This is a genomic window from Alicyclobacillus shizuokensis NBRC 103103 (assembly GCF_001552255.1).
Classification (GTDB): Bacteria; Bacillota; Bacilli; order Alicyclobacillales; family Alicyclobacillaceae; genus Alicyclobacillus_G; species Alicyclobacillus_G shizuokensis.
In genome coordinates this window covers 1-19,966 of the sequence record NZ_BCQV01000025.1, presented here as the reverse complement: position 1 = coordinate 19,966, position 19,966 = coordinate 1, and the positions used below count along the sequence as shown (strand labels likewise).

The following is a 19,966-nucleotide window of genomic DNA, read 5'->3' as shown; positions in this document are numbered from 1 at the left end:
CGCGCCGGATTGGGGGCGTCTCGTCCATGCGATTCGTTGACGAATTGGGAGAGAGGGTATACAATACGACACGTACTTTACTTTGGTAGAGAACTAAAGCAGGGCGGTTCTGGCAACGCCTTTTGCTTCGGATAGGAATGGACCTTGTGTTGGCTGGAAAGGGTTGATGTGCGTGGCGCTGGATGCCATGCGGTGGGCCGAGCGGCCTCAGGGGATGCGGGACCTGTTTCCGTCTCAGGCGCGGATGCGTCGGAACCTGGAGGATTGGCTCATCCGTTTTTTTGAAGACCGCGGTTTTTCCCTTGTCTCCAGCGGGGCGTTTGAATACGCGGACACCCTGCAGCGGGGACGCGGGCCCACTGCCTCGGAGCAGTGGGTGCAAGTGTTTGACCGTTCGGGCCGCCCAATGGCCCTGCGGCCTGACATGACGCCGAGTGTCGCGCGGATGGCGGCTCCCTTGGTGGCCGCAGGGCAGCTCCCCATCCGCTGGTGCTATGCCGAGCGCGTTTACCATCGCTCCGACGCGCCGGCTACCTTGTCCTGGATGAGCGGACGCGCCGCCGAATCGACCCAGGTGGGGGTGGAATGCATCGGCGAGTCCGGAGTGGCGGCCGACAGCCAGTTGCTGAGCCTGTGTCTGGATGCGTTGGCGGGGCTGAGGCGTGCCGGTGTGCGCATGGTCATCAGCCATGCTCTGTTTGTCCCCGCTCTGCTCGAGCTTTTGGGCGTGCCTGCAGATGACCTGGAGCCCTTGCTTGCGCTGTTGACCGCCGGGGATTACGTGGCATTTCGGGCGGAGAGCCGGCGCTTTGTCGGCGAGGTGGACGTGATGGAACTGCTGTCCACGTTGAACCCATTCCAGCCGGACACGCTCCCGGGCACCCTGGTGCGGCCGGAGTCGGCCGCTTCACAGCGGTTGCAGGCGGCATGGCGGGCGTTATGCCAATTGGCGGACGCCATCCGGGCCAGTGACCACGCTTCGGCCATGGTATTCGACCTCTCCTTGCATCGCGATCCGTCCTACTACACGGGCATGGTCTTCGAGGTCTTCGCTCCCGGTGCCGGCGCGCCGATTGCCCAGGGTGGGCGTTACGACCACCTGCTGCGGGAGTTTGGTGCGCCAGCGCCGGCCATCGGGTTTACGTTTGAAGTCGAGCGGCTGATGACGCTGTTTGCGGACGAGGAGCTGGTTATGCAGCGGGGGGTGGTCTCGTGCTGACCATCGCGCTGGCCAAAGGCCGGACCACGGACGGGGTGTGGCCATTGCTCCTGGCGGCGGGACTTCCTCTGCCCACGGATCTGGACGAGACACGGGCCTTGGTTTTTGACGTGGCCGCCGACGCGGCGACGTTCCAGGTGCATCGCATGCGCTACCTGCTGGCCAAGCCAGCGGATGTCCCCACGTACGTTCAGTATGGCGTGGCTGACCTCGGGATTGTCGGAAAGGACATCCTGATGGAGGAGCCCAGAGACGTCAGTGAGCTGGTGGATCTGGAGTGCGCCTGCTGCCGTCTGTGCGTGGCCGGCCGACCCGAGGATGAGCTGCGACCGCCGCGGCGTGTGGCCACCAAGTACCCACGCCTGACGGATCAATACTTCCGCAGCCAGGGTACGGCGGTGGAAATTGTTCCGCTCAGCGGCTCCATCGAGCTGGCGGCTGTCATCGGCCTGACCGACAGAATCTTTGACCTGGTGCAGACAGGCGCCACCCTGCGGGCCAACGGGCTGAAGGTGTTCGACACGGTGTCGGACGTGTCGGCTCGGCTGATTGCCAATCGCTCCAGTTACCACCTGCAGCGCGAGGCGATTCGTCAGGTGGCCGAGGCATTGGCGGCGGCCGTCGCAAGGAGGAAGACAGGATGATCCGCAAATTTCCAGTCCGCGAATGGACGTGGCGCAGGGAGCTGACAACGCACGCCGACGACCGCAGTGTGGAGCAGGTGTTGGCTGCGGTGCGTGAGCAGGGGGACGCGGCATTGCGCCAGTGCACCGTTCGCTTTGACCGGCGGCCGGAGGCGGCGTCGGAGGCGTGGGCGCTGCGCGTCCCCGAGGATATGTTGGCGGCGGCCCTGGCCCACCTGAGCCCTTCTCTGCGCGAGGCTCTGACCGCCGCCGCGTCCCGCATCCGCTCCTTCCATGAGGCGCAGAAGCCGACCGAGGTGTGGTGGTCGGGCGGGGACGGCGAGCGGCTTGGACTGCATTGGCGGCCGCTGCGCCGGGTCGGCGTCTATGCGCCCGGCGGCCGCGCGGCGTACCCCTCGACCGTGTTGATGGATGTCATCCCCGCCCAGGTGGCGGGGGTGCCGGAGATTGCCTTGGCTTCGCCCCCTCATGGCGAGACGGGGTGGCCCCACCCGTTGGTCCTGGCCGCCGCCGCCCTGCTTGGGGTCCGCGAGGTATACCGGATCGGCGGGGCGCAGGCGGTCGCCGCCTTCGCCTACGGAACCGAGAGCATTCGGCGCGTCGACAAAATCGTGGGACCGGGCAACCGCTATGTGGCTATGGCCAAGCGGGCCGTGGTGGGCAGTGTCGGCATCGACAGCATCGCCGGTCCGAGCGAAGTGTTTGTGGTGGCGGACCATACCGCCAATCCGGAGTTCATTGCCGCTGATCTGCTGGCCCAGGCCGAGCACGATCCGGACGCCGGCGCGGTCTGCGTTGTCACGGACGCAGCCCTGGCAGACGCCGTCCAGGCGGCAACGGAGCGCCAGTTGGCCGTCCTGCCACGGCACGCGGAGGCGGCTTTGGCGCTGGAGCAGTGGGGAGCGATTGTGCTGGCGGCCGATGTGCAGGAGGCCATTGATCTGGTCAACCGAGCTGCGCCTGAACACCTGGAGTTGCTGGTGGCTCAACCGGAGGCCTGGCTGCCGCGCGTGACGACGGCGGGGGCGGTGTTTCTCGGCCCTTGGTCGCCGGAGCCGGTGGGCGACTACTACGCCGGCAGCAACCATGTATTGCCGACCCACGGGAGCGCACGTTTTGCGTCGGGCCTTGGCGTGCACGACTTCCTGCGGCGGATGACCAGTGTGCAGTATACCGAACAGACCCTGCGCCGGCACCAGGACCACATTGTGGCGTTGGCCCGCGCGGAGGGACTGGAGGCGCACGCGCGCGCGGTATTGGCGCGCAGCCCTGGCGCTGATTCATCGCCGCCCAGGGGGCAGGCAGATGGGGACGATGGAGGCGGACAACGTGGCGGATTTTGAGCAACCGACATTCAGAGCGGAGGTTGCGCGCAATACCGGCGAGACCGAGATCGAGCTGAGGCTCAACCTGCGTGGCAATGGACAGGCCGACTTGGACTTTCCGGTGCCGTTCTTGCGTCATATGCTGCACCTGTTTGCGGTGCACGGCCGATTCGATTTGACCATCCGCGCCACGGGAGACGTGGACGTGGACGATCATCACCTGGTGGAAGACATCGGTCTTTGTCTGGGCAAGGCGGTGCACGCCGCGTTGGGCAACAAGCGAGGGATACGGCGTTATGGGGAACGCCACACACCCATGGACGAGACCTTGGCCCGAGCTGTCATCGACCTTTCGGGGCGGCCTGCCTTCGTCCTGCGGGCGGACATTCCCGCCGAGCGAATCGGCACCTTCCCCACCGAACTGGTGGCAGAGTTCTTTAAAGCGTTGGCCAACGAGGCGCGCATGGCCCTGCACCTGGCCGTGCTGTACGGAGACAACAGCCACCACATGGTGGAAGCCCTGTTTAAGGCGACGGCGGCGGCGCTGCGCATGGCGGTCGCCGCCGACGGAGACCGTGTGCCGAGCAGCAAGGGGGTGCTGGAATGATTGCCGTGTTTGACTTAGGAATTGGCAATCTGTCGAGCGTGCAAAGCGGCTTCTCCCGCGCCGGCGCAAAGACGTTCCTGGTGGCCAACGCCGAGGAGTGGCGGACGGTGGTCGCGGGCCAGTCGGTCAGCGGAGTGGTCCTGCCAGGTGTCGGCGCGTTTTCCGACGCCATGTTCCAACTGCGGGCGCGCGGGCTGCTGCCGGTGGTGAGGGAGGTTGTCCGCGCCGAAATGCCGTTGTTGGGCATCTGCCTGGGCATGCAGATGCTGCTCTCGCTGAGTGAGGAGCACGGCCGACATGTCGGACTTGGACTGATTGCCGGCGAAGTGGTCCGCTTTGGCCCAGGGCTCAAGGTGCCCCACATGGGCTGGAACGACCTCGTGCGGGTGGCGGATCATCCCCTGGTGGCGGGTGTCGAGGTGGGCGATCACGTCTATTTTGTCCACTCCTACTACGCGCGCCTGGCGCACCCGGAGGACGCCGTCGCGGTCAGCCAATACGGAGAGGTCGAGGTGCCGGCCGTGATTGCGCGCGGACATGTGTTTGGCACCCAATTTCACCCAGAGAAAAGCGGACCGGTGGGAGAGCGTATCCTGGCCAACTTCGTCCACCTGTGTCAGCCGGTCACGGTGGGAGGAAATCAGCATGGGCAGTGAAACAGCGCCGGAGTTCACCCTGTATCCGGCTATTGATGTGCACGACGGGCAGTGTGTGCGCCTTTTGCAAGGGGATTACGGAGCCAGCACGGTCTACGGGCGCTCCCCACGCGCCATGGCTGAGCGTTGGCTCACCGCCGGGGCTGTGTTCCTGCACGTGGTGGATCTGGACGCCGCGAAAGCGGGCGCCGCGGTCAACCGGCAGGCCATCCTTGAGGTTCTCTCAGCGGCCGCTGAGGCCGGGGCGCGCGTCCAGGTGGGCGGCGGCATCCGCGACGAGCGGTCGCTCGCCGGCTGGCTGGAGGCCGGGGCCGCCCGTTGCGTCATCGGCACGGCAGCGCTGGACAGCCAGTGGGTGGAGCAGATGGTGAAGACGTACGGATCGGACACGCTGGTCGTGGGATTGGATGGTCGCGATGGACGGTTGGCCGTCAAAGGGTGGCTGGAGCAGACCGATGTGCCGCTGCTTGAGGTGGCCAACCGGTTGGCTGCGGTCGGGGTGCGCCATGCGCTGGTCACCGATGTCCGGCGGGACGGGACGCTGACCGGCGCCAACCTTGAGTTGGCCGCCTCCATTCAAGCGGCAAGCGGCCTCGCCTGCATCGCCTCAGGCGGCATCCGGTCTCTGGCGGACGTGCTGGCAGCCCGGGACGCGGGTTTGGCGGGGGCGATTGCCGGCCGCTCCTTGTACGATGGCACGCTCGATTTGGCACAGGCCCTAACCGCCCTGCGGCTGGGGAGGAAGGAGGCGGAGCGCCCATGCTGACCAAGCGCATCATCCCTTGTTTTGACGTCCTGGACGGGCGGGTCGTCAAGCATGTCGGGTTTTTGCAGAACCGCCGCGATGCCGGAAGTCCGGTGGAACTCGCCCAGTTGTACTGCCGCGAGGGCGCTGATGAACTGGTGCTGCTCGACATCTCCGCCTCGCAGGAAGGGCGTTTGGCGATGCGCCAGGTGGTGGCGGAGGTGGCGCGCCGGGTCAATATCCCGCTGACGGTGGGTGGCGGCGTCTCGACCGTGGAGGATGTGCGGGCGCTCTTGCTCGCCGGCGCGGACAAGGTATCCATGAACACGGGGGCGGTGCGCAACCCGAAACTGATTCGCGAGGCGTCGCGCCGGTTTGGTGAGCAGTGCATCGTGGTGGCCATCGACGCCAACCTGCGCCCGGCCGGCGTCGGCTACGAGGTGATGGTGGCAGGCGGCCGCAAAGGCACCGGCATCGATGCGGTGGAGTGGGCGAAACGGGCAGCCAGCCTTGGCGCGGGGGAAATCCTGTTGACCAGTTTTCGCCAGGACGGCACGCGCGAGGGCTACGACCTGGAATTGACGCGCATGGTTGCGGAAGCGGTGTCGGTGCCGGTCATCGCCAGCGGCGGAGCCGGTGCCCTTGAGCACTTCCACTCCGTTCTCACCGCGGGCAAGGCGGACGCCGCGCTGGCGGCAAGCGTGTTTCATTTTGCTGAGACGTCGATTGGCCAGGTCAAGGACTACCTGCGCCAGAGGGGGGTGCCGGTGCGGTGGACGCAGCCAAACGCTTCCTGAGCGGCGAGGTGGCGCTGGAGGCGGTGCGCTACGACAGCCGGACCGGGCTGGTGCCGGTGGTGGTGCAATCGGTGGCGGATGACTCCGTGTTGATGGTCGCCTACGCCAACCGCGAGGCGCTGAAGCGGACGCTGGACACCGGATACGCCTGGTTTTGGAGCCGTTCCCGGGGCGAGTTTTGGCAGAAGGGCGCGACCTCGGGCAACGTCCAGCGGGTGCGCGAGGTGTGGCTGGATTGCGACAATGACACCGTGCTCTACCGTGTCGATCCGGCCGGGCCGGCCTGTCACACGGGGGCGGCGAGCTGCTTTTACCGGCGCTTGGTGCGCCGCCTGCCAGAGGCCGGGCGCGGAGGAGAAGGGGCCTCGGCCAGCGCGGACGGGGTCGCCCGGGATGGGCGGGGCGGCAGCCGGGACGGAGGAGACGGGGATGCGCCGGGACCGGACGGAGAGGGCGGAGAGACCCGAGCCCGAGCTTCTTCAGGGCCAGTACGCTTGGAGGTGTCCGCCGCGCCGGCTGCCGACTGGTCGGTGTTGGAACGGTTGTGGGCGACCTTGGAGACGCGTTGGCAGCAGCGCCCGGACGGATCGTACACGTCGTATCTGTTCAACCAGGGCATCGACAAAGTGGCCAAAAAGTTGGGCGAGGAGAGCGTCGAGGTGGTGATTGCCGCGAAGAACGCGGCTGCTTCGGCCGACTCTGCGACCGGGGGGAGCGAGCTGGTGGCCGAGAGCGCTGACTTGCTCTACCACCTGCTGGCGCTCTGGAAGGCGAGCGGCGTGACGCCATCGTTGGTCCTGCGCGAATTGGCCAACAGGGCGCGCTGAGGCGTCCAGGATTGGGCGGTCCGGGCCGGGGTGCGTCAGGCGGCTGGCTGAGATATCCGCTATCGAGTGGTTCGGCGATGCTGGGGAACGTCCGAGGAAGGGACTGCCGCTCCACGCCTGCGAATGTGTGAACTCCCCTCATGTGTCAAGGCTGACTCGTTTTTGATCATGAGGGCCATCGCGATTCCCAAAGCACTCATACCCGCAACGAGCCAGATCACATCGTGAAACCCAGATGTCGCCGCGTTCGCCAGGTGCTGTTGTGCGGAAACGGGGAACCGCCGCGCTACGACGGGAGCGCTTGGGTTTACCAGGTTGCCCGCAACGCTCAGACTTGCGGTCACCGGCTGCATGCGCACGTGCTCCCGTACCTGAAAGAACGTTACCAAGAGAGCGATCCCGAGCGTTCCACTGATGCGCTCTACAACGTTGAACAAAGTATTGCCGTCCGCAACCTTGGACTCGGGGAGTGACCCGATTAATCCATTGAGGAGTGGTTGGATGACCATCCCGATGGCGAAATCCGCGACCGCAAAGAATCATCGCCGTGAGCGAGGCGGGAGAGGTCGCCGTTACCGCCAGAAGCCCCACCGTGCTCATGGTGAGGAGGACCATCCCCACAACGACGGTTCGACGCACCCCCCACTTTGACGGCAATTGATTGCCCAACACGGCGCCAATGCCGGTGATGAGTCCTTGCGGCAGCAGCGTCACTCCCGCCGCCACTTCGGATTTGCCTTGAATCTCCTGCATGAACGTCGGCACCAGTAAGACAACCGCGAAAGTCACAACCGAAACGAGTGCTGCCAGCGCCAGCGCAAGAATCTGTTGGGGTTTCCGGAGGAGTGTCATGTCAACAATCGGATTTTCACGACGAAGAGCCCACGCTGCATAGATAGCCAACAGCACGACTCCAGCAGTCCAGTAAGGCCATACAGACCAGGAGAACCATCCGGACTGAGGTCCTTTGGAGGCGCCGTAGGAAAGTCCTGCCAATCCGAACGAGAGTAAAACGAATCCGAATGTATCGAAGTGTGCCTCGCCGGTTTCCTGATGCGCCACCATAGCAGGCAGACGTGTCGCCCCAAGGACTGCCAGAATGCCAACGGGAACATTGACTAAGAAGATTGTGGACCAGCCTGCCCAGCGGATGAGAACGCCGCCGAGAGAGGGCCCTACCGCGGGCGCCAGGAACAGAATCATTCCAGCAGCAGCGGATATCTGTTTCCCTGCTTTTCCCTTGCCTAATAGCATGTTCATCGCCAAGGGTACGAGTGGCGCACCAAAGACACCTTGCATCACGCGATCAGCAATCAGCGTCCCTGCGCTTGGCGCGAGTGCACAGAGCACGGAAGACACCGTAAATCCAATCAAACTCACAAGATAAACTGGCTTCGTGCCGAACCGTTTGGCCAAGTATACCGTACCCGTGAGCGACATACCCAATGCCAGCAGGTAAGCGCTCGCGACCCACTGGACTGTCGCCAGGGAACTGTCCAGGGCTATTGCCATGTCTGGCAGAGCGACATTTACGACACTGCTGTCAATCATGGACATAAAGGGACCTGCTAACAGCCCTATCTGGACCAAGACGCCAAGGCGTTCGGTCTCGGCGCCGTGGGTGTCAGCGGTTTGGGTTAGGTTCATTCATCCCTCTCCTTGCCACTGTGGATCTCAATGATTGACTGACTGTACGGTCAAAAATTGAACAGAAAAAGTCGACTAGTCACCGGATTCGAGTGACGTGGATTGCGTAAACAATCGTATAAGGCTGTCGGCGGTAGACAGAGACGGCATGGGTGTGGACATCGTCTCCGCGACGGCCAATCCTTGGATGCATGAACCCAACAGGAACGCCAGGTGTTCCGGATCTCCTTGAACAATCTCCCCGTTTTTCTGTCCCTCAGCGATGAATTGGGTGACGATGGACCCGGTCTTGGCGGCCACCGTCGAGACAAGGTCACGCGCTTCCTGTGGCACAGCGTCACTCACAAACGCCTGAAGAACCACCATGAACATGTGCGGCTGCTCGACCAAACCGGTGACCACCTGTTCAATCAACCATCGCAGCCGCTCGACGGCGGCGCCCGGCAGCCCGAAAGCTTGCTGGTAGAGACGAATCGTCCCGTGTGTGGCACCCTCGATAAGGGTGTTGAATATCTCTTCTTTACCCCCAAAGTAGTGGTAGATCAGACCCTTGCTGATTCCGGCTGCAGAGGCGATGTCATCGATTCGCGTTCCGACATATCCGTTCCGAGCGAATACTTCCGCAGCCGCCGCGAGAATTTGTTCCTTTCTCTCATCGCGAATCTGTTGATTGACTTTCTCGGTGCGCGGGATAAGGACCACCTCTTTGACTGAACGATAAGTCAACGATAACCCAATGACCGTTGGAAATCAACCCACGGCTCGTTTCTACACGGTTTGATCCATATCCTTTCTTGTTGGCTTGTGCTCGTCCATACACCCTGGACGCTGTCGTGCACGGTTTGTCTCGTCGCGCTATCCTATACCTGGAGGGGGGCGAGTCATGGCGCGGATTTTAGTTGTTGATGACGATCCGCACATTCGCGAGCTGGTCTGCCATTACCTGGAGCGGGACGGCTTCACGGTGTGCGAAGCCGGCGACGGGGAACAGGCGCTTCGGGTGCTGGAGGCGACCAGGGTGGATCTGGTGGTCTTGGATGTGATGATGCCGCGCTTGGACGGATTCGCGTTTTGCCGGCAGGTGCGCGCGGTCAGCCAGGTGCCGTTGTTGATGTTGACGGCCAAAGGCCAGACGGTGGACAAGGTGAAGGGACTGCAGCTGGGGGCGGACGATTACGTGGTCAAGCCGTTCGAGCCGCTGGAGCTGGTGGCCCGCGTCAGGGCGTTGCTGCGTCGCTACCAGATTGCCACCGAGCACACCGTCCAGGTGGGGAATCTGCTGCTCGACGAACGCACCCGACAAGTGTCCCTGGGCGGTGAGGAGATTTCTCTGCCCCCCAAGGAGTTCGAGCTCCTGTTCAAACTGGCCAGCCACGCGGGCAGGACCCTGTCACGGGAGCAACTGATTGAAGACATCTGGGGCTACGACTTTGCCGGCGACGAACGGACGGTGGATGTCCACATCAAACGCCTGCGCGACAAGTTTCCGGACGAGGCCAGCGGCTTTTGCATCAAGACCGTCCGTGGCCTAGGCTACCGGCTGGAGGTGGGGACATGAGCCGTGAAGGGCATAGGCTGCGCGTGCGGCCGCGTTGGCCAGCCGGAAGGCGCGGCGCAGCTCACGAAGGCGGGTCGCGTTATTCTCCCAGTGCCCTGATTGTCGTGTTATACATCGCATTGGTGTTGGCGTGGGCGTTTGCCGCGTTCTCGCTCGCCTTCTTTGTCACCCAGTACGGCTATCGCTGGCTTCATTATCGTGCAAGCGGGTACGTGGTGCACATGACCATGGTGGGGGTGGGGATTGTCTTGTTCGTGGGGGGCGGCCTGGTCATGGGCCGTCGTCAGGCGTCGAAGCAGCGCCTGTTCTTTCAATCGCTGCTTGACGCGATGCGCCGGATGGCGAAAGGGGATTTCAACGTGCGCGTGGACGTCGAGCTGGTCACAGAGCCGGGCGGGCGCAACCACCCGTTTCGGCAGCTCGTCCACAGCGTCAACACGATGGCGGAGGAACTCGCCCAATTGGAGGAGGTGCGCCAGGAGTTCATCTCGAATGTATCGCACGAAATCCAGTCGCCCCTGACCTCCATAACCGGGTTTGTGCAGGCGCTCAAGGACGACCGCCTGCCCCCGTCGCAGCGACGCCACTACCTGGATATCATCGAAGCGGAAAGCCGGCGCTTGTCGCGGCTGTCGGACAATCTCCTGAAACTGACGATGCTGGAGTCGGGGCAGCACTCGTTCCATCCGCAGCGGTACCGTCTTGATAAGCAAATCCGCAGCGTGGTTTTGACGTGCGAGCCGCTGTGGCTCAAAAAGCAGATTGCGGTGGATGTGTCGCTGCCGCCCACCTATATTACGGCGGATGAGGACCTGCTCAGCCAGGTGTGGATGAACCTGCTGGCCAACGCCATCAAATTCACGGGAGAGAACGGACGGATTGACATTTCCCTGCAAAGGGACGGCGATTGGGCGGAGATGCGCATCACCGACACCGGCATCGGCATCGCCGAGGAGGACCTGCCACGCATCTTTGAACGGTTTTTCAAGGCGGACAAGTCGCGCAGCGCCCAGAAGTCCGGCGGCGGCCTGGGGCTGGCGATTGTGAACAAGATTCTGTCCATCCACAAAGGGCAAATCACTGTTCAGTCGCGGCTGGGAGCGGGGACCACCTTTACCGTCCGCCTGCCGCAGGCAGAATCGGCGCAGTCTGGGGCCGGTGGTTGAACGTTTGTTCATCTTTTGTTCATACACCTTCCGTATGCTGGTCGCGTGCCCACCCTGCGGGTCCGGGTGGAATCAGTGTGCAGGAGGATCTGTATGGAACCGTTGATTGCTGTGGAGGACCTGGTCAAGCAATACCGCAAGGCCAAGCAGCCGGCGGTCAAAGGCATCAGCTTTCAGGTCCAGCCAGGGGAGTTCTTCGCCCTGCTCGGCCCCAATGGAGCCGGCAAGACGACCACCATTTCGATTCTCACCACCACGCTGGCCAAGACCAGCGGTCAGGTGCGGATAGCCGGGTACGACCTGGACACGGAGGCAAAGCGAGTCCGCCAAAACATCGGCATCATTTTTCAGAATCCGAGTCTCGATCTCACCCTGTCGGCCGAGGAAAACATCCGCTTGCACGCATGCCTCTACGGGCTCTATCCATATCGTCCATGGTACCGCCTGATGCCGGCGGAGTATCGTCGGCGCGTCAGCGAGTTGGCGGAGATGGTCGGACTGGGCGATCACCTGTTCAAGCGTCTGAAAACCTTTTCTGGCGGCATGAAGCGGAAGCTCGAGATTATACGCAGCCTCATGCACAGGCCGCGGGTGCTGTTTCTGGACGAGCCCACCTCGGGCTTGGACGCGGTCAGCCGCCATTCGCTCTGGCAGTACCTGCGCGAGATTCGTGATCGCGAGGAGATGACCGTGTTCCTGACCACGCACTACCTGGACGAAGCCGAAACGGCCGATACCGTATGCATTGTCAACCATGGACGCATCGAGATGATGGGGACGCCGGTGGAATTGAAACACAGGTTGCTTGACCGGAGCATGGTTGTGGATGCTGCCGACCGGGCGGCGCTGAAGCGGGAGTTGTCGGCGCTCGGGTTGAGCTTTGTTGAAGAGTCAGAGGGGTTTCAGGTCCGCTACAGCGAGGAGACGCCGCAGTCCATCCTCTGCCGTCTGCAGACGCGCCTGACGAAGCTGAAGGTGGTCGATGCGACGTTGGAGGAGGCCTACATTCGCTTGGTCACGGGCGGTACAGCCGGAGGTGATGGGGTATGACGGCGGTGTCAAGCGAGGTCAACGCGGCGGTGGCGATTGCCGCCCGGGATGTGGTCAAGTCGCTCAAAAGCGTGGGGTCCTTGGTGTTCAGCCTTGCCTTTCCGCTCATTTTTGTCGGGCTCATGGGCGAGACCATCGCCCAGAACATGGGTGCCGGACTCGGCTACAACTACCTGCAGTTTATGCTCATTGGGATGGCGGTCAACACCTTGTTCCAGGTTACCATTGCGGGAATCATGAATCTGGTGGAAGACCGCCAGAACGACTTTACCCAGGAGATGTACGTGGCGCCCATCTCCCGGTACGCCATCATTTTTGGCAAGATTTTGGGTTCCAGCTGCACAAGCCTGTTTCAGCTGGCGGGGCTCATCCTCATCGCGCTCGTTCTCGGGATATCGCTCGGCGGCTGGAGCTTTGTGCGGTTGCTCGTGCTCTCTCCGCTCATCTGTCTGTCCGGAGGCGCGCTTGGCACCTTATTGGTGGGCGTGGTACACGACCAAAAGACGGCCCAAATTGGCACGCCGATGGTCGTGTTTCCGCAGATGTTTCTCTCCGGCGCGATGATCCCGGTCAATCACTCCAGCGGCGTGTTGGCGTGGTTGGCCCACATCATGCCGATGACGTACGTGGTGGACCTGACGCGCGCCGTGTTTTACTGGGGTGAGCCGCAGTACCACAACGTTGTTCTCTACTCGCCGGCCTTGGATGTGGCCGTGGTTATCGCGTTCTTCTGCGTCTTTTCGGTCTTGGGGGTATGGCTGTTTGTACGCGCGGAGACAAATCGTTGAGTGCTGGATTTACAAGCCGGCAGGCGCGTGGTAGAGTTAAAGTGGTAGAGTTAAAAGCAAAATCGAATAGATGGCGCTAGGGGTGCCGATTCGGCTGAGAAACGGGAGACCGTTAACCCTGGGGACTCGATCTGGATAATGCCAGCGTGAGGAAGTGCCGTGCAAATCACGATGACGACCACCTCTGGGTCACGCTGTGCGTGCGCCGAGGTGGTTTTTCGTTGTCGCACGTGTGTGGCCAGCACCCTACAGGCGGCCGAAGCCCTGCGCCGAGCATGATGGACAACGTAAAGGAGTGGGTGTGGCATGTGGAAGCTCAGAGACATCATTGTGGCGGTGGTCTTGTCTGCGGTCTGCGGCGCCATTTACATGGGCTGGGATTGGCTGTACGGTGTCGCGGCCACCGGCTTGAACCCGGTTCTGCAGGCGGCGTTCAACGGTCTGTGGTGGCTGGCGGCTGGACTCGTCCCATATATCATCCGACGTCCTGGGGCCGCGCTCTTGTCGGAGATCGCGAGCGCCCTGTTTGAGTTTGTGTTCGGCAGCCCGTACAGCTTGAGCGCCGTTCTGTCCGGGGTCCTGCAGGGCTTGGGCGCCGAGGTCGGCTTCGCCATGTTCCGCTGGCGCCGTTATCATCTTGGTGTGATGATGCTCGCGGGCGCCCTGGCGGGGCTTGGGTACTCGGTGCAGGCCTACTTCCAGTATGGCGCGAACTCGTACGCACCGGGCGTTTTGGCCGGATTCGTCATTGTGACGATGTTGAGCGGCGCCGTACTGGGCGGCGCATTGCCGAAGTGGATAGGGGACGCGCTGCACCGGACTGGATCCCTGCAAAACTTTGAGATTGCTCGGCAGGTGCGCCGCCAGCCATGAGTGTGCAAGCGACCGCGCCGACCTCTGTTTGTGCAGCTCCGCGCGGCACCGTGGAAGACCAACCGCCCGATGTTGTGGTTTCGTTGCGGGGGGTACAGCTGCGCTATCCCGGAACGGATGACCCTGTGCTGTCCGACGTTCATTTTGATCTTCACGAGGGCGAATCGGTCCTGTTCCTGGGGCCGAGTGGCAGCGGCAAGAGCACCTTGGCGCTGCTGATTGCCGGACTGGTGCCGGGCGCGGTGGAGGCGGAGGTTGCCGGCCGGGTCTGGCGTCACCCGCGGCTGTCGGAGCCCGGCGGCATCGGCATGGTATTCCAAGATCCGGAGACGCAGCTGTGCATGCTCGAAGTGGGAGACGAGGTGGCCTTTGGCCTGGAAAACCTGCGTGTACCCCGCGACGAAATGCCGGAGCGTGTGCGCGCAGCACTCCGTGAACGCGGGCTCCCATTGGACCTGTCCCAATCCCATCAGCACTTTTCCGGGGGAATGAAACAGAGGCTGGCCATGGCCTGCACCCGCGTGATGCGGCCCCTGGTCATGATCTGCGACGAACCCACGGCCAATCTCGATCCGCTCGCCAGTCGCCAGGTGTTCATCGAACTGGCGAGGATGCGCCAGCAGGGACAGACGCTGCTGGTCATTGAACACCGGTTTAATCCGCTGCTGCCCTTTATGGACAGAGTCGTCTTGTTGGGCCATGACGGCCGCATTCATCGCAGCGGTCCCACGCGGCAGGTGGTGGCCGAGGAGTGGGAGTGGATGAAGCAGGTGGGGATTGTCCCGCCCTGGAAATCGCTGCCGGATATGGACGGCCGCGCTGCCGCGACGCCGACCGATGTTGTCCGAGGCCGACCGGCGGATGGGGACTGGATGCCATCCCTGACAGCCCGGTCCAACGACCGCCAGCGTCGGCATGGGCAATCTTGTGATGGGCAGCCTCAAGCTCAGGCGCCGGCGGCCGTCTCCGTGTCTGGCGGACGTTTGGCGTATGCAGGCCGCGTGGTCTGGGATGGCGTGAATTTCACCATTCCAAGCGGAAGTTTCACGGCGATTGTGGGACCCAATGGGGCAGGCAAATCGTCGTTGCTGCAGGCCATGATGGGGATGGTCAGGTTGGACGCGGGCGAATTGAACTTGCTGGGTCGCCCGTTGCCGGCCTGGTCGCGGCGGGAGTTGGTGGAAGCGGCAGCCTACTGTTTCCAGAATCCGGAGTTCCAGTTCATTTTCGAACGCGTCGCGGACGAGCTGGCCAATCGTGCGGTGGGCGAGGATGTCCCCGCGGCGGTGAAGGCGCTGCTGGATGAGTTCGGGCTCGCGGGAACGGAAATGAAAAGCCCGTTCTCGCTCAGCCAGGGCCAGAAGCGGCGGCTCAGCGTGGCGACGATGCTGCGCCAGCCCCATCGCTTGTATCTGCTTGATGAACCCACCTTTGGCCAGGACGCGGCGACCCAGGCAGCTCTTCTGCGTCGGCTCGGGGAACTCAATCAACAGGGTGCGACCATCGTGATCACCACCCACGACATGGAGCTCGTGCGGGCGTGGGCCACGCAGGTGGTCGTGCTGGCCGAAGGCAGCGTGCTGTTCTGCGGCCCGCCTGAGGACCTGTTCCAACGCCCGGACATCATGACCCGCGCTCACCTGGTGGACGACCTCAGGCCGTTGACCGAATTTTCCTTGCAGGAGCAGGACATGGAGGTGCCCGCTAGCGACAAGACATCTACTCACGACGCGGGTGCTCAGCGCGCTTGCACTCGGCACTTGGTGGTTGACGACCACGCCGACAAGCTCGTCCGCGACACAGCCGGCCGGCCGGCTCAGGAGCCGAATGCGCGGGCGGGGAGGCGTAAGCCGCTCGCCGCCCGCATCAATCCAGCCGTGCAACTGCTGACCTGCGTCGTATCGGTTTGCATGGCCATGGCGGTGCGTTCCATTCCGCAGGGGCTGGGCCTGTTCGCCTTCGTGTTGGCACTGATGATGGGCCTGGCCTGGTTGTCGCCCATCCAAGTTGTGAAGCGCATGTCGCCTTTCCTGGCTTTCTATATCGTGTACGTCTGGACCCAGACCGCCTACGCCCGGGTGGCGCCGGGCACGCCCACCTTTCAAATTCTTTGGTACCACCTGAGTTGGCCGGGGTTTTTGTCCGGTTTGGTGCTGGCGTTGCGCATGCTGTCCGCGGTGGGGCTCGGAGTGTACGTCCTCTCCTCGGTCGATGTGACCGAGACCATGGCGGCGTTTTGCCAAAACCTGCGCGTCCCGCCCAAGTTTGCGTACGGGCTGTTGGCGGGGATTCGCTATCTGCCGTTGTTCCAGGACGAGTGGACGCGGCTACGCAAGGCTCGCCAGTTGCGGGGACGGGACGCGAAGGTCGGGTTCCTGCGCCCGGCCGTCTATGCATTGCCGCTGTTGAGTCAAGCGGTGCGCATGGCGGAGCGGGCCGCACTGGCCATGGAGGCGCGCGGTTTTCAAGGCGACGTCGCGGCTACGGCCGGCGGCCGGACGTATTACCGTCAGGTTTCACTCACCTGGAGGGACGGAGCCTATGCCGTCGGTTTGAATCTGGCCATCGTGGCCTTGCTCTGGCTGCTGCGCCCATAAACCCGGGGGCGGCTGCGTTTGCCTGCGCTCGTATCTGGGCCGATCCGCTTGTCGGATTGACCTGTATCTATTTCTCGACCGCTCGTTGCGATCCGCGTCCTCGTTGGTTGATCTACCCTGTCTTGGAATCGGGTTCCTTCTTGTCGGGGCGTCGGTGTTTTCTCCAGCCTCGCCGTCTCATCCGGCGACCAGTCTGATACAGCGCCCAGACGACCGGAACTGCGACGATGACGGCCGTTTGCACGGCGTCGAACAGTGAGTCGGTCAGACGAAAAACGGGGTCGAACGAGTTATTCACCGTCAGATAAGGGTAGATCAAGTACGGCAGGTGGGTAACAGCATAGGCGGCCACCACCAGCAGGTATTGAACCACGGCGCTGACCTGGGCAAGGCGGTGGCAGCGGTGATGGAGCAGTCCGATAGTGATGGGAAAGAACAGACTAGCTGCGGCCAGGGCGGGCCACACCGAGAGCAGCCGGGCGAAGTGCAACGGGGCAGAGAAACGCAGCAGAACCAGCGTGAGCGCTGCCGCTAGCCAGGTGGGGAGGACGGCGCAGGCAGCCCGCACCTTGAACCGGCGTTCCATCCGTGGGGCCTGCAGGGCGGCCGCCAGGACCGCCAAGTGGACGGCGGACAGGTATAGCACACTCCCGATGGACAGGGCTGCAAAACTCCAGAACAGCGGCGTGCGGAGAAACGGCAGGGACCTGACATAGAGCAACCCGTTGACAGCATGGACCCAGCCGCCTTCGGACAAGGGTAGGATGGAAACCAGGAGTAGCGGCACCAAGAGGCCGCTGACCCCGTGCAGGACGGCCGACGCTGCACCCGGCCGGGCGGCGCCGGCTTGCATCACCAGCACGAGGCTGCGCAGCATCATCAAGGACAGCGCTGCAGCCGCCGGCCACATCAGATTGGTCGCCACAAGCATGGCCGTGGCGGGAAAGAACTCCACCACACCAACCACAATGAAGATCAGGCACACGTGGATTACGGTCCATCCGAATGATGCCAGTTGGGAGTGCAGAATGAACAGCGCCTCCCGACGCCGGCGAAAATAAGCCCACGCGTACCAGATGCTGGCGCCAAAATCGATTGCGGCGAAAATGCCGTAGGCAAATACGCCCGCCCATATGAGAAGGATGATGAGAAAGGCTGAAGTCATCGTCCTGCTGCTCCTTCCACACGTATAAGCCTACTCCCCCGAACGCGCCAGAGCCAGTCAATGCCGGTGCAAGTGCTGACGCTTTCGTGACCAGCCTGCGGCATGATTGTGAATGGATGTGTCGAAGGCGAGCGCGTGGTATCATATAAAGGGTGTACAGGCAAGTCGAACAAAGGAGTGGATGTAGAAGTGGCATTTTCAGAGATAGACGAGCTCTCGGTCAAGACAATCCGCACCCTCTCCATTGATGCCATCGAAGCCGCGAATTCTGGGCACCCCGGACTGCCGATGGGCGCGGCACCGATGGCCTACGTATTGTGGAGCCGCTATCTGCGCCACAATCCGAACAATCCTGCGTGGTTTAACCGGGACCGGTTTGTCCTGTCGGCCGGCCACGGATCGATGTTGTTGTACAGTTTGCTGCACCTGAGCGGTTACGACGTGAGCATTGAGGAGCTGAAGCAATTCCGTCAGTGGGGATCAAAAACTCCGGGCCACCCGGAGTATGGGCACACGCCGGGTGTGGAGGCGACCACGGGCCCGCTCGGCCAGGGAATCGCCATGGCGGTGGGCATGGCGATGGCTGAACGCTTCTTGGCCGCACGCTTCAATCGTCCTGGGCGGGAACTGGTTGACCATTATACATACGTGCTGTGCGGAGACGGAGATCTGATGGAGGGCGTGGCGACAGAGGCCGTCTCGCTCGCCGGCCATCTCGGGTTGAACAAGCTGATTGTCCTGTATGATTCCAACGACATCTCCCTGGATGGTCCGACCCATTGGTCGTTCACTGAGGATGTCAAGGGGCGGTTTCAGGCGTGCGGCTGGAATGTCCTGCGGGTGGAAGACGGCAATGACCTGGAGGAGATTTCCCAGGCGATTGCCAAGGCGAAGACCTCGACGGACAAGCCGACCCTGATTGAGGTCAAGACGGTGATTGGCTACGGTGCCCCCAACAAGCAGGGAACTGCCAAGGTGCATGGGAGCCCGCTCGGGAAGGAGGAAGCCCTGGCGGCCAAGCGGACTTACGGTTGGGAGTACGAGGATTTCCATGTGCCCGCAGAAGTGCGCGCACACTTCGCCCGCTTGGCGGAGACGGGCGCCCGTCTGGAGGCGGAGTGGAACGAGGCTTTTGAAGCGTACGGCCGCGAATTTCCCGACCTGGCGCAGCAGTTTGTCGACGCCCTGCACGGGCGGGTGAATGTCGATTGGGACAGCGTCTTACCCGCATTCTCCGGGGCCGTGGCCACCCGCGACGCGTTCGGCAAGGTGGTCAACGCGGTAGCGCCGCACGTGCCGACGCTGTTGGGTGGATCGGCTGATTTGTCCGGCTCCAACAAGACCTTGATTGAGAACGAGGCTCACTTCGGCCGCGCCGACTACGCCGGCAAGAACGTGTTTTATGGCGTGCGCGAGCACGCCATGGGCGCAGCGCTCAACGGCATCGCCCTGCATGGTGGAGTCGTCCCGTACGCGGGAACGTTCCTTGTCTTCTGCGACTACCTGCGCCCATCCATTCGCCTGGCGGCGTTGATGAAGCAGCCGGTCCTGCACGTGTTTACCCACGACAGTATCGCCGTTGGAGAGGACGGTCCCACCCATGAGCCGATTGAGCAGTTGGCTTCGCTACGGGCGATTCCTGGTTACACGGTGTTTCGCCCGGCCGACGCAACGGAAACGGCTCTGGCCTTCCGCTATGCGCTCGAACACCGTGACGGTCCGGTGGCCTTGGCGCTGACACGGCAAAAGCTGCCGGTTCTTCCCGAGGTTAAGGAACACGCGGACGATTTTGCCCGCGGCGGCTACGTCCTGTATGAGCATGGCAGCAGCCCGCAGTTGATCCTGTTGGCCAGCGGCTCCGAAGCGCACTTGGTCCTGGAAGCCGCGAAGAAATTGGCGACTGAGGGCGTGGCGGTGCGCGTTGTCAACATGACTTCGATGGAAGTGTTTGACCGTCAGGATGCGGCGTACCGCGAGCACGTGCTGCCCAGTGGCGTGAAGCGCCGGTTGGCCGTCGAGATGGCGCACCCGATGCCTTGGTACAAGTATGTTGGCAGCGAAGGCATCGTGTTCGGCATCGACCGGTTTGGTGCCTCGGCGCCTGGAGACGTGGTGGTTGAGAAGTACGGATTTACGTTGGACCATGTGGTGAGCTTGGCGAAGGAACTGCTCTGAGGGGCTTGTTCAGAACCGGATTGCATAAGGGGCTGTTAGCCGGGAGCATCGGGTGGGCAGCCCCTTGTCCGCAAAAGAGGCGTCCTATCATCGGATGGTGTTAGGATGAAATAGTGGACACGACGGT

Annotated in this window: 18 protein-coding genes and 1 riboswitch; of the genes, 15 read left to right on the top strand and 3 right to left on the bottom strand. The window is 62.8% G+C overall.

Annotation, left to right across the window (positions count from 1 at the left end; translation table 11 throughout):
- Positions 1-166: 166 nt before the first annotated feature.
- The 8 genes from ASH01S_RS10640 to hisI are packed head-to-tail and all read left to right on the top strand — an operon-like array spanning position 167 to position 6,820.
- The gene (locus ASH01S_RS10640; RefSeq protein WP_067927686.1) at positions 167-1,219 is read left to right on the top strand and encodes an ATP phosphoribosyltransferase regulatory subunit; all 1,053 of its coding nucleotides are present in this window, start codon (positions 167-169) and stop codon (positions 1,217-1,219) included.
- A complete protein-coding gene (gene hisG, locus ASH01S_RS10635) occupies positions 1,213-1,863 on the top strand; it encodes an ATP phosphoribosyltransferase (RefSeq protein WP_067927684.1) in 651 nt (216 codons plus the stop codon). Before ASH01S_RS10640 ends, hisG begins: the two co-directional genes overlap by 7 nt.
- Entirely contained in the window at positions 1,860-3,206 is a 1,347-nt protein-coding gene (gene hisD, locus ASH01S_RS10630; RefSeq protein WP_083517052.1) for a histidinol dehydrogenase, read from the top strand. Before hisG ends, hisD begins: the two co-directional genes overlap by 4 nt.
- Positions 3,169-3,795 (top strand): imidazoleglycerol-phosphate dehydratase HisB, encoded by a 627-nt coding sequence (gene hisB / locus ASH01S_RS10625; protein ID WP_245629029.1) that lies wholly within the window; start codon positions 3,169-3,171, stop codon positions 3,793-3,795. The genes hisD and hisB overlap by 38 nt, the downstream gene beginning before the upstream one ends.
- The gene (gene hisH / locus ASH01S_RS10620; RefSeq protein WP_067927682.1) at positions 3,792-4,451 is read left to right on the top strand and encodes an imidazole glycerol phosphate synthase subunit HisH; all 660 of its coding nucleotides are present in this window, start codon (positions 3,792-3,794) and stop codon (positions 4,449-4,451) included. The genes hisB and hisH overlap by 4 nt, the downstream gene beginning before the upstream one ends.
- Positions 4,441-5,217, top strand: coding sequence for a 1-(5-phosphoribosyl)-5-[(5-phosphoribosylamino)methylideneamino]imidazole-4-carboxamide isomerase (gene hisA, locus ASH01S_RS10615; RefSeq protein WP_067927681.1), 777 nt, complete (start codon positions 4,441-4,443; stop codon positions 5,215-5,217). Before hisH ends, hisA begins: the two co-directional genes overlap by 11 nt.
- Positions 5,211-5,993 (top strand): imidazole glycerol phosphate synthase subunit HisF, encoded by a 783-nt coding sequence (gene hisF, locus ASH01S_RS10610; RefSeq protein WP_067927678.1) that lies wholly within the window; start codon positions 5,211-5,213, stop codon positions 5,991-5,993. Before hisA ends, hisF begins: the two co-directional genes overlap by 7 nt.
- Positions 5,969-6,820 (top strand): phosphoribosyl-AMP cyclohydrolase, encoded by an 852-nt coding sequence (gene hisI, locus ASH01S_RS19505; protein WP_281178215.1) that lies wholly within the window; start codon positions 5,969-5,971, stop codon positions 6,818-6,820. Before hisF ends, hisI begins: the two co-directional genes overlap by 25 nt.
- 138 nt (positions 6,821-6,958) lie before the next feature.
- Here hisI and ASH01S_RS10600 read toward each other — a convergent pair whose 3' ends face one another.
- Both ASH01S_RS10600 and ASH01S_RS10595 read right to left on the bottom strand, forming a co-directional pair.
- The gene (locus ASH01S_RS10600) at positions 6,959-8,467 is read right to left on the bottom strand and encodes a DHA2 family efflux MFS transporter permease subunit (RefSeq protein WP_067927675.1); all 1,509 of its coding nucleotides are present in this window, start codon (positions 8,465-8,467) and stop codon (positions 6,959-6,961) included.
- Positions 8,468-8,542: 75 nt separating this feature from the next.
- Entirely contained in the window at positions 8,543-9,193 is a 651-nt protein-coding gene (locus ASH01S_RS10595) for a TetR/AcrR family transcriptional regulator (RefSeq protein ID WP_067927673.1), read from the bottom strand.
- A 157-nt stretch (positions 9,194-9,350) separates the two neighbouring features.
- On the opposite strand from ASH01S_RS10595, the gene ASH01S_RS10590 reads away from it, so the two are divergent.
- From ASH01S_RS10590 to ASH01S_RS10565, 6 genes are all read left to right on the top strand, one after another.
- Positions 9,351-10,025 carry a response regulator transcription factor gene (locus ASH01S_RS10590; protein WP_067927669.1) on the top strand — a complete coding sequence of 225 codons (675 nt, stop codon included), beginning with the start codon at positions 9,351-9,353 and terminating at the stop codon, positions 10,023-10,025.
- Complete coding sequence (locus ASH01S_RS10585) at positions 10,022-11,191, top strand: sensor histidine kinase (protein ID WP_067927666.1); 1,170 nt, start codon at positions 10,022-10,024, stop codon at positions 11,189-11,191. Before ASH01S_RS10590 ends, ASH01S_RS10585 begins: the two co-directional genes overlap by 4 nt.
- A 93-nt stretch (positions 11,192-11,284) precedes the next feature.
- Positions 11,285-12,241, top strand: a complete 957-nt coding sequence (locus ASH01S_RS10580) for an ABC transporter ATP-binding protein (RefSeq protein WP_067927663.1) — start codon at positions 11,285-11,287, stop codon at positions 12,239-12,241.
- Complete coding sequence (locus ASH01S_RS10575) at positions 12,238-13,029, top strand: ABC transporter permease (RefSeq protein ID WP_067927660.1); 792 nt, start codon at positions 12,238-12,240, stop codon at positions 13,027-13,029. Before ASH01S_RS10580 ends, ASH01S_RS10575 begins: the two co-directional genes overlap by 4 nt.
- 68 nt (positions 13,030-13,097) lie before the next feature.
- Positions 13,098-13,199, top strand: a riboswitch (TPP riboswitch).
- 136 nt (positions 13,200-13,335) lie between these two features.
- The gene (locus ASH01S_RS10570; RefSeq protein WP_067927657.1) at positions 13,336-13,902 is read left to right on the top strand and encodes an ECF transporter S component; all 567 of its coding nucleotides are present in this window, start codon (positions 13,336-13,338) and stop codon (positions 13,900-13,902) included.
- Positions 13,899-16,499: an ATP-binding cassette domain-containing protein gene (locus ASH01S_RS10565; protein ID WP_067927646.1), complete on the top strand. Its 2,601-nt coding sequence runs from the start codon at positions 13,899-13,901 to the stop codon at positions 16,497-16,499. Before ASH01S_RS10570 ends, ASH01S_RS10565 begins: the two co-directional genes overlap by 4 nt.
- A 112-nt stretch (positions 16,500-16,611) precedes the next feature.
- On the opposite strand, the gene ASH01S_RS10560 is transcribed toward ASH01S_RS10565, so the two are convergent.
- Positions 16,612-17,664 carry a cytochrome d ubiquinol oxidase subunit II gene (locus ASH01S_RS10560; protein WP_067927643.1) on the bottom strand — a complete coding sequence of 351 codons (1,053 nt, stop codon included), beginning with the start codon at positions 17,662-17,664 and terminating at the stop codon, positions 16,612-16,614.
- A 189-nt stretch (positions 17,665-17,853) separates the two neighbouring features.
- Here ASH01S_RS10560 and tkt point away from each other — a divergent pair, with 189 nt between their 5' ends.
- Positions 17,854-19,839, top strand: a complete 1,986-nt coding sequence (gene tkt / locus ASH01S_RS10555; RefSeq protein ID WP_067927641.1) for a transketolase — start codon at positions 17,854-17,856, stop codon at positions 19,837-19,839.
- The last annotated feature ends 127 nt before the right edge of the window (positions 19,840-19,966 follow it).

Excerpts from the sequence above, each read along its gene's own strand:
- ASH01S_RS10640 (WP_067927686.1), top strand. The coding sequence starts at position 167 with ATGTGCGTGGCGCTGGATGCCATGCGGTGGGCCGAGCGGCCTCAGGGG.
- hisD (WP_083517052.1), top strand. The coding sequence starts at position 1,860 with ATGATCCGCAAATTTCCAGTCCGCGAATGGACGTGGCGCAGGGAGCTG.
- hisB (WP_245629029.1), top strand. The coding sequence starts at position 3,169 with ATGGGGACGATGGAGGCGGACAACGTGGCGGATTTTGAGCAACCGACA.
- hisH (WP_067927682.1), top strand. The coding sequence starts at position 3,792 with ATGATTGCCGTGTTTGACTTAGGAATTGGCAATCTGTCGAGCGTGCAA.
- hisA (WP_067927681.1), top strand. The coding sequence starts at position 4,441 with ATGGGCAGTGAAACAGCGCCGGAGTTCACCCTGTATCCGGCTATTGAT.
- hisF (WP_067927678.1), top strand. The coding sequence starts at position 5,211 with ATGCTGACCAAGCGCATCATCCCTTGTTTTGACGTCCTGGACGGGCGG.
- ASH01S_RS10600 (WP_067927675.1), bottom strand. The coding sequence starts at position 8,467 with ATGAACCTAACCCAAACCGCTGACACCCACGGCGCCGAGACCGAACGC.
- ASH01S_RS10590 (WP_067927669.1), top strand. The coding sequence starts at position 9,351 with ATGGCGCGGATTTTAGTTGTTGATGACGATCCGCACATTCGCGAGCTG.
- ASH01S_RS10585 (WP_067927666.1), top strand. The coding sequence starts at position 10,022 with ATGAGCCGTGAAGGGCATAGGCTGCGCGTGCGGCCGCGTTGGCCAGCC.
- ASH01S_RS10580 (WP_067927663.1), top strand. The coding sequence starts at position 11,285 with ATGGAACCGTTGATTGCTGTGGAGGACCTGGTCAAGCAATACCGCAAG.
- ASH01S_RS10575 (WP_067927660.1), top strand. The coding sequence starts at position 12,238 with ATGACGGCGGTGTCAAGCGAGGTCAACGCGGCGGTGGCGATTGCCGCC.
- ASH01S_RS10570 (WP_067927657.1), top strand. The coding sequence starts at position 13,336 with ATGTGGAAGCTCAGAGACATCATTGTGGCGGTGGTCTTGTCTGCGGTC.
- ASH01S_RS10565 (WP_067927646.1), top strand. The coding sequence starts at position 13,899 with ATGAGTGTGCAAGCGACCGCGCCGACCTCTGTTTGTGCAGCTCCGCGC.
- ASH01S_RS10560 (WP_067927643.1), bottom strand. The coding sequence starts at position 17,664 with ATGACTTCAGCCTTTCTCATCATCCTTCTCATATGGGCGGGCGTATTT.